Source organism: Nonomuraea sp. NPDC004702 (genome assembly GCF_053601695.1).
This window is the reverse complement of the sequence record NZ_JBSGCE010000091.1, coordinates 21,675-28,315: the sequence shown is the minus strand read 5'-3', so window position 1 is coordinate 28,315 and position 6,641 is coordinate 21,675. Positions and strand designations below refer to the sequence as shown.

Below are 6,641 nucleotides of genomic sequence, written 5' to 3'. Positions count from 1 at the left end.
GCAAGACTTTCTCCACACCTACAACCACCATCGATGCCACACCGCACTCGGCGGCCACCCACCGATCACCCGCGTCAACAACCCTGCGGGTCAATTCACGACCGGCGAGGCGATTGGCCGAATCGGTGGGCGAACACTTCGGGGGCAGGCAGCGCCAACTTTCCCCAGCCACCCCGTAGTCCAAGGCGTTCCCATGCCTTCGCCGCGCGGTCTCTGCCCCCTGCATCGTCACGTCGGCCAGATCGTCAACGCCAGGGAAATGCCTCTCGTCACTGGCGATCCAGTCAGCCATCACCACGAGGCCGCTGAACTGCAACTGCACCGCTCGGCTGGGGACCCGCTGCGGCTGCACGTCGGCCAGATCGGCGAACCCCACCAACCGCGTGAAGACATCCATCACCGCCGCTTGCACCTGCGTCCAGGCCGGGCCCTTACCTTGAGGTTCGCCTCGCGCGGTCCGCAGCCCCTCCAGCGTGCCCACCGAAGGCACCGTGCCGTGATGACCGGCAACCAGTGGCCACAGCCAATCGATCTGCTCAGGCGCCCAGCCTGCGCCCCGCAACAGACGTCGTACGAGGGTGCCCCCGGCTTTGTCGTGCCGCCATCGACCCGCTGCACCCTCGCCTCGTCCCAGCGCAGCCCGGCCTGCCGGACGGCTGCCGCTCCCTCAGCGTCCACTCGTTGGAACGCCGGCGTCGCCTTGCCGCAGTCATGCACGCCGCACATCCAGGCGAAAAACAGCTTTCCTCGCTCACCTGAAAGCACGTTCAAGACATGCTTCGTCGATAGCGCCAGATAGCCATCCCTAATCTGCTCCGCCACCGCCGCCGTGTCCAAAAGGTGCGAGAGTAGAAGATTCGTCCTACCGCCCGCCTTAAGGCGCGATTTCCCCCAAAGCGCCCCAAGCTGCCTAATCAGGGTTTGGTTGTATCCAAGCGCGTGATACCACGTCATCGCACCTCCTTCCATCAAGCCCGCAGCCTAGACAGCGCCACCGACAAAACAGAGTCGGCGGACACATCCGCGATATCGTTCGACTACACCCCAGCGTTAGCAGCTGGCGACTTTCGAGGAGGGGCACAGACTGGTGACTGAGCAGGCTGCTGTTACACACCCGAAGGAAATCGGCCGGCCCGCCCGGTAACGCCCCAGGTCAGCAAGTGTCGGCCCTGCGGACGCGGGGATGTTCCATTTCAGGCGCATGACACTAGGCATCGTGGTGGAGTCGGCCCTGCGGACGCGGGGATGTTCCCATCGGATCGCTGGTCGCCTGCGTCGGCATCCCGTCGGCCCCGCGGACGCGGGGATGTTCCCCTCACCCATGTGACGCAGGCCAACGTGGATGAGTCGGCCCCGCGGACGAGGGGATGCTCCCGAGCCGACCGCAGTGACCATGAGCCGGGTACGGTCGGCCTCGCGGACGCGGGGATGTTCCGAAGTGCTCCAGAACGTCGCCTGGCTGCGGGTAGTCGGCCCCCGCAGACGCGGGAGTGTTTCGCTCGGCCAGGCCAACACCACACGCTCGTCCGGTCGGCCGGGACTGTACGGTTTCGGCTCTGGCCCGTAATCGGTGGTGGCGCTGGGTGATCACCTGTCAGGCTGGGCCGTGCTGAAGATCGACGATCTTACGGATGTGGTGTTTGCGGGTCTGTCTGCCCTGGTCATCGATAGTGTGGAGGGGGAGGACGACCTCATTCGGGTCATGGCGCGTACGCGGGATAAGCCGGTGCCGTGCCCGGTGTGCGGGGCGCTGACCGGCCGGGTGCATGGCTACTACATCCGGACGGTGGCCGATGTCCCGGTCGATGGTCGGCGGGTGGTGGTGTCGGTGCAGGGACGGCGTCTGCTCTGCCCGGCGTGGGAATGTGCGCGGCAGACGTTTCGTGAGCAAGTGCCCGGGCTGCTCGAGCGTTACCAGCGTCGAACCAGCCGGCTCACCGGCCAGCTGGGCGCGGTGGTCACTGAGTTGGCCGGCCGGGCGGGCGCTCGGCTCTCGGCGCTCCTGGCCGTCGCGATCTCCAGGTCTACGGCATTGCGCCTGCTGATGCAGCTGCCACTGCCACCGCCGCGGATCCCGCGCGTGCTGGGTGTCGATGACTTCGCGCTCAAGCGCCGCCACCGGTATGCCACCATCCTCACCGACGCCGAGACCGGCGAGCGGATCGACGTCCTGCCCGGCCGCGGCGCCGACGCCCTGGAGACCTGGCTGCGCACCCACCCCGGAGTGGAGGTCGTCTGCCGCGATGGGTCGGGAGCCTACGGCGAGGCGATTCGACGCGCCCTGCCGGACGCGATGCGGGTCAGCGACAGGTGGCACCTGTGGGCGAACCTCTGCGACAAGACCCTGGCCGAGGTTCGCTCTCACAGCGCCTGCTGGGCCACGGTCAACCCGCCCCGGCCTGCCGGCGTGCGCGAACAGACCACCCGCGAGCGCTGGCAGCAAATCCACGACCTGCTCGACAAGGGGGTCGGCCTGCTGGAGTGCGCCCGCCGGCTGAATCTGTCGCTCAACACCGTCAAGCGCTACGCCCGCACCCGCAAACCGGACGCCTTGCGCCGCGCTCCGCGCTACCGGCCCACCCTCGTCGATCCCTACCGCGATCACCTGCGCGAACGGCGCGCCGCCGACCCGGCCATGCCGGTCCAGCAGTTGTTCCGCGAAATCAAACAGCTCGGCTACACCGGCAGCCTGAACCTGCTCTACCGCTACATCACCCAAGGCCGAGCCGAAGGAGAACGTCCCGTCACCACCCCGCGCCGCCTGGCCCGCCTCCTGCTCACCCACCCCGACCGGCTACGCGACAGCGACACCCAGCTGGTGCAGGAACTCACCGCCGCCTGCCCAGAACTGACCGCCCTCGCCCGCCTGGTCCGCGGCTTCGCCGCACTCCTCACCCCGGCCGAAGGCAACGACACCAAGCTCACCACCTGGATCACCACCGTCCGAGCCGCCGACCTGCCCCACCCGCACGGCTTCGCCAACGGCATCGAACTCGACCACGACGCCGTGAACGCCGCCCTCACCCTTCCGCACCACAACGGCCGCACCGAAGGCGTCAACACCCGCACCAAAAGGATCATGCGCCAGATGCACGGCCGTGCCGGATTCGACCTTCTGCGTCACCGCATCCTGCTGCGGTGAAGATCACTTAACGCCACCACCGATTACGGGCCAGAGCCGTTAACACTGGACACACCCCCTTCCGACCGCGAGGTAGAGCTTCGTTGTGTCTACAGATCCGCTGGCGAGGGAATCGCGATCAGATCCAGCGCCGCGATCTCGGCGAGTGCCTGACCGGAGAGATGCCGGACCTCAGCCCATCTGGGATCGGTGGCGAGCCCCTTGGGACTCCACCTCTCGGGGTTGGACTGACCGCTCATAGACGTCAAGCAGTCGTCGATGCGCTGCAAAAGATCGTAGAGGCCCGGGGATAAGAGTCCTGGCGATCGCTCGTCGACGCTCCACGGGACCCATCCGTTCGCCCAGTCGAAGTCGAGCGCCAATTCGTCCGCATGCCACTGGTGCCGGGCAACCCACGCCGCCTGTTCGTCGGCGGAGGCGGCCAGCATGACAAGCGTCTCCGCCAGTCGCAACACCGAGGTCGGCACGTCGGGGATGGTGTCCCGAGCTTCCGGCTGCGGGTCGGAATCCATCGGCAACCTTCCAAACTGGTTGTGAGGGGCTTGGCTGTACAGCTACGAGTACAGCCAAGAGACTGGACCCCAGCGGAAGTCGGCGGACGTCCGCGGACGCCACGATCGCAGGTCAGAGCCTCGGACGTCGATCGAATCGTCTTCTTCTAATCCGTAGGTTCCGGGTTCGAGCCGCGGGCGCCCTCCGACTCTCAGCTCGAATCGTGCTTCTGAGCGGGATTCCGCCAAGCGAAATGATCGAGACGGCCGGGATATGCGCGGCGCAACACGATGGGCTACTCGCCATAGGTGCCATCCGGCCGCATGATCTCGTCGCGTGTCATCGGAGCGGTAGACGACCGGAAACTCCTGTCGTTCACTGCCACGACCATGCGAAGGCAGCCGTCAGAGTCCGGGAGCACGTACAAGAGCACCTTGTACTCCTCGCCATCCCGACCGATGACGTTCTCCCAATCCTTGTCGCCGTTCTCCTCCATGAGTGCAAGTTCGGAGAAGACCGCGACACAGCGCCAACGGGCCAAGTACTCTTCGGCGATCTCAGCGGCGACCTGCTTGTTCACGTGTCTATCCTCCCCTGCTTCGGGCCATTAGCGGGCCATTAGGGGCGGTAACGAGGGGGCAACCACGGTCGCTCATGCCTAGCCGTACGCCGAGGTCAACTCCCTGACGAGGGTGGATCGATGCAGCTCCCAAGCTGACAACGCCGCTTCCATCTCCTTCACCGTCAGCCCCGGAGCACGGAGTTCGCTAGAGTAACAATCTTCGGACGGCGCAAGTTTCCGGGAGTCTTTGAAGGCGAACGCCCATGATGAACCTTGACCAGTCGCCTGCGCGGCTCCGTCCATCCCTGAGCCCCGAAGAGTCCAGTCGCTACCACTCCTTCGGCGTGAACTGGGGCCCTGGGGAGGAGGTGGCCTCGATGCGCAACGGGTCGGGAGACGAGTTCGACATCGTCTTCTCAGCGGCGGGAGCCTACATCCGCGGCTTCGCCTACGAAGCGATGATGAGCCCGTACGGCAATGACGGGCCATGGCCGGGGGTTCTCGACTCCTTCCCGAGGTCTTCCACCGCTATCTGGAGGAGCCCGCGTTCTGTGACGAGGACGGCATGCCGGTCGTGACCGTCTGCCTGTGGCGCATGACCAGTGATGACGGCTGGCGGGTGGGCGAGATCGAGTACCCGGACGGTGTGAGCGATCCCGATGGAGCGGAGTTCCTGTTCGCCCGGCTGATCGATCCGTCGCCCGAGGCATTCCAGCGGTTCGCGGAGGACTACTACGAGGTGCACGTAACCCTTCACGCGATCGGGCACATCTACGCCCTCCGTCCGCTGACACAGCCGGTAGTCACCGCGCTGAACGCTGACCTGTCCCTGGAGAACCTCGCCGACGACCTCGCAGCAGCCCGGTACCCGTCGATTACCAGCTGAGTAGCCCTGGGTATGTCGACGTACCGTCCCGGAGGTGGTGACCGGCGCAACCGATCTTGCTAACACCGATGCCAACGATGGCCTTGGACACCCCCGCACTCCCCTGGAGACCGATCAAGCAAGAGAAGCCGCTGAGCAGGCATGGTCAACAGCGGTGGACACCTGTGGACGATCTCGAACTGGCTACACCTCAGATGAGTTCGGCCGCTTCCTGACCGGCCCGGGCATCCGTCGCTCGGTCGGCCGCACCGGCATCCGCCACGGCAACCCGACGGCCGAATCGTTCTTCTCCGCGCTCAAGAACGAATGGCCGCACCGCTTCGTCTTCACTACCCGAGCCAAGGCAAGACGGCAGGTCATCCGCTACATCGAAGGGTTCTACAACCACCGGCGCATACATACGGCGCTCGGCTATCGGCCACCCTTCGAGGTGCTCAACGAGTCCCCTTCGACCCCAACGGCCGCATGGGTACGCCGTAAGACGGCTGTCCGGAATCACCGCGGCCCCTCACCCACTCCCAGCCACATCATGGCGATCTCCGCGAATGAGACCCGTCGCCTGTTCGCCCCGCTGATCCGGCCGCCCAACAACGAAGACCATATTCTGTGCTGGTCATGGTGGCGACGACGCCCTCATACCGGGACACGCCATAGCCACTACCAACGTCAACTCGTGAAGATCGATGAGTGCGGCTGGAATACTAACCGTGAGGCAATTCGGGAGTACTGGGAACGCAAGGTTGTGGCATCACAAGCGAACATCACATGTGGGCTACTCAGCCATTACGTTGACGGGAATTCCGCGATCGCCGAGCGGGAGAGTCGGACGGGAGGATGGAAGGGATTCACGGAAGGACTGTCTCGGGCATGCGCATCGCCGCCACGGATCTAGCGCTGGTAGCGATGTTGGATCTCGAGAAAGATCGGACTTTCCAGCATGGGGACCGACCGGCGAATCAACACTTCCGTAGCGTCCGCATAAGCCTGCACTAGGTCCTCCGACTCGACTAGACGAGCCTCTCGCAATGTTGAGGCCTCCATATCGTACATGAGAGCCGTCACTCGGGTTTTATCGAACAACACATAGTCGGATATTCCGGTTTGATCGAGGACATCGCGCACGTCTTCGGTCTTAACGAAGCGTATTTCTTCCCCGCATTCGATATCCGCCAGATAGGCAGGGATTTCATAATCCAAAAGATAGGAGCTTAGCGGTAGCTCGCATACACGGATTCGAATCATTGACACATTGAACTTGCGCATGTGTGCGTAGACGCCAGTTTGCCCCTTCACCATTTCCCGAACAAGTCTTGCCGCTTCCGGAAAATTACCGGCTCGAAAAGCCTCGAACCCCTCGAACCCTGACTCGTCATACTCTTGCAGGCATTCGACCTTTACCCATCTAGATCGCAATTCGCCGAAAAAGATGGAGAACTCGTCGACGCCGCCGGACTCGATACTAAGCTGGCGGTACTCAGAAGGCGGATAGATTTGCACGCTGATTGTGTCCTCTCCAAGTGACGGATTGTTACCCTCTCAAGGAATTTCTCATGCGGCTG

At 64.1% G+C, this 6,641-nt stretch carries 6 protein-coding genes, 3 pseudogenes and 1 CRISPR repeat array; of the genes and pseudogenes, 4 read left to right on the top strand and 5 right to left on the bottom strand.

Annotation, left to right across the window (positions count from 1 at the left end):
- Positions 1-100: pseudogene (locus ACWEJ6_RS49035) on the top strand (IS481 family transposase); the annotation flags it as partial.
- A gap of 216 nt (positions 101-316) precedes the next feature.
- On the opposite strand, the pseudogene ACWEJ6_RS49030 reads toward ACWEJ6_RS49035, so the two are convergent.
- Positions 317-562: pseudogene (locus ACWEJ6_RS49030) on the bottom strand (HD domain-containing protein); the annotation flags it as partial.
- 68 nt (positions 563-630) lie between these two features.
- Positions 631-954: pseudogene (locus ACWEJ6_RS49025) on the bottom strand (HD domain-containing protein); the annotation flags it as partial.
- Positions 955-1,162: 208 nt separating this feature from the next.
- Positions 1,163-1,435: a CRISPR direct-repeat array (repeat unit 28 nt; unit sequence GTCGGCCCTGCGGACGCGGGGATGTTCC).
- 171 nt (positions 1,436-1,606) lie between these two features.
- On the opposite strand from ACWEJ6_RS49025, the gene ACWEJ6_RS49020 reads away from it, so the two are divergent.
- The gene (locus ACWEJ6_RS49020; RefSeq protein WP_452432323.1) at positions 1,607-3,142 is read left to right on the top strand and encodes an ISL3 family transposase; all 1,536 of its coding nucleotides are present in this window, start codon (positions 1,607-1,609) and stop codon (positions 3,140-3,142) included.
- Positions 3,143-3,231: 89 nt separating this feature from the next.
- Here ACWEJ6_RS49020 and ACWEJ6_RS49015 read toward each other — a convergent pair whose 3' ends face one another.
- Positions 3,232-3,654 carry a hypothetical protein gene (locus tag ACWEJ6_RS49015; protein WP_452432322.1) on the bottom strand — a complete coding sequence of 141 codons (423 nt, stop codon included), beginning with the start codon at positions 3,652-3,654 and terminating at the stop codon, positions 3,232-3,234.
- A gap of 275 nt (positions 3,655-3,929) precedes the next feature.
- Positions 3,930-4,214: a hypothetical protein gene (locus tag ACWEJ6_RS49010; protein WP_452432321.1), complete on the bottom strand. Its 285-nt coding sequence runs from the start codon at positions 4,212-4,214 to the stop codon at positions 3,930-3,932.
- Positions 4,215-4,683: 469 nt separating this feature from the next.
- On the opposite strand from ACWEJ6_RS49010, the gene ACWEJ6_RS49005 reads away from it, so the two are divergent.
- On the top strand, positions 4,684-5,082 hold the full coding sequence (locus ACWEJ6_RS49005) for a hypothetical protein (RefSeq protein WP_452432319.1): 399 nt from the start codon (positions 4,684-4,686) through the stop codon (positions 5,080-5,082).
- 34 nt (positions 5,083-5,116) lie between these two features.
- The gene (locus tag ACWEJ6_RS49000) at positions 5,117-5,974 is read left to right on the top strand and encodes an integrase core domain-containing protein (protein ID WP_452432318.1); all 858 of its coding nucleotides are present in this window, start codon (positions 5,117-5,119) and stop codon (positions 5,972-5,974) included.
- On the opposite strand, the gene ACWEJ6_RS48995 is transcribed toward ACWEJ6_RS49000, so the two are convergent.
- A complete protein-coding gene (locus ACWEJ6_RS48995) occupies positions 5,971-6,579 on the bottom strand; it encodes a DUF6879 family protein (RefSeq protein ID WP_452432317.1) in 609 nt (202 codons plus the stop codon). The genes ACWEJ6_RS49000 and ACWEJ6_RS48995 overlap by 4 nt on opposite strands.
- Positions 6,580-6,641: the final 62 nt, after the last annotated feature.

Bases quoted from the DNA above. Each gene is read 5' to 3' on its own strand.
- ACWEJ6_RS49015 (WP_452432322.1), bottom strand. From the start codon at position 3,654: ATGGATTCCGACCCGCAGCCGGAAGCTCGGGACACCATCCCCGACGTG.
- ACWEJ6_RS49005 (WP_452432319.1), top strand. From the start codon at position 4,684: ATGGCCGGGGGTTCTCGACTCCTTCCCGAGGTCTTCCACCGCTATCTG.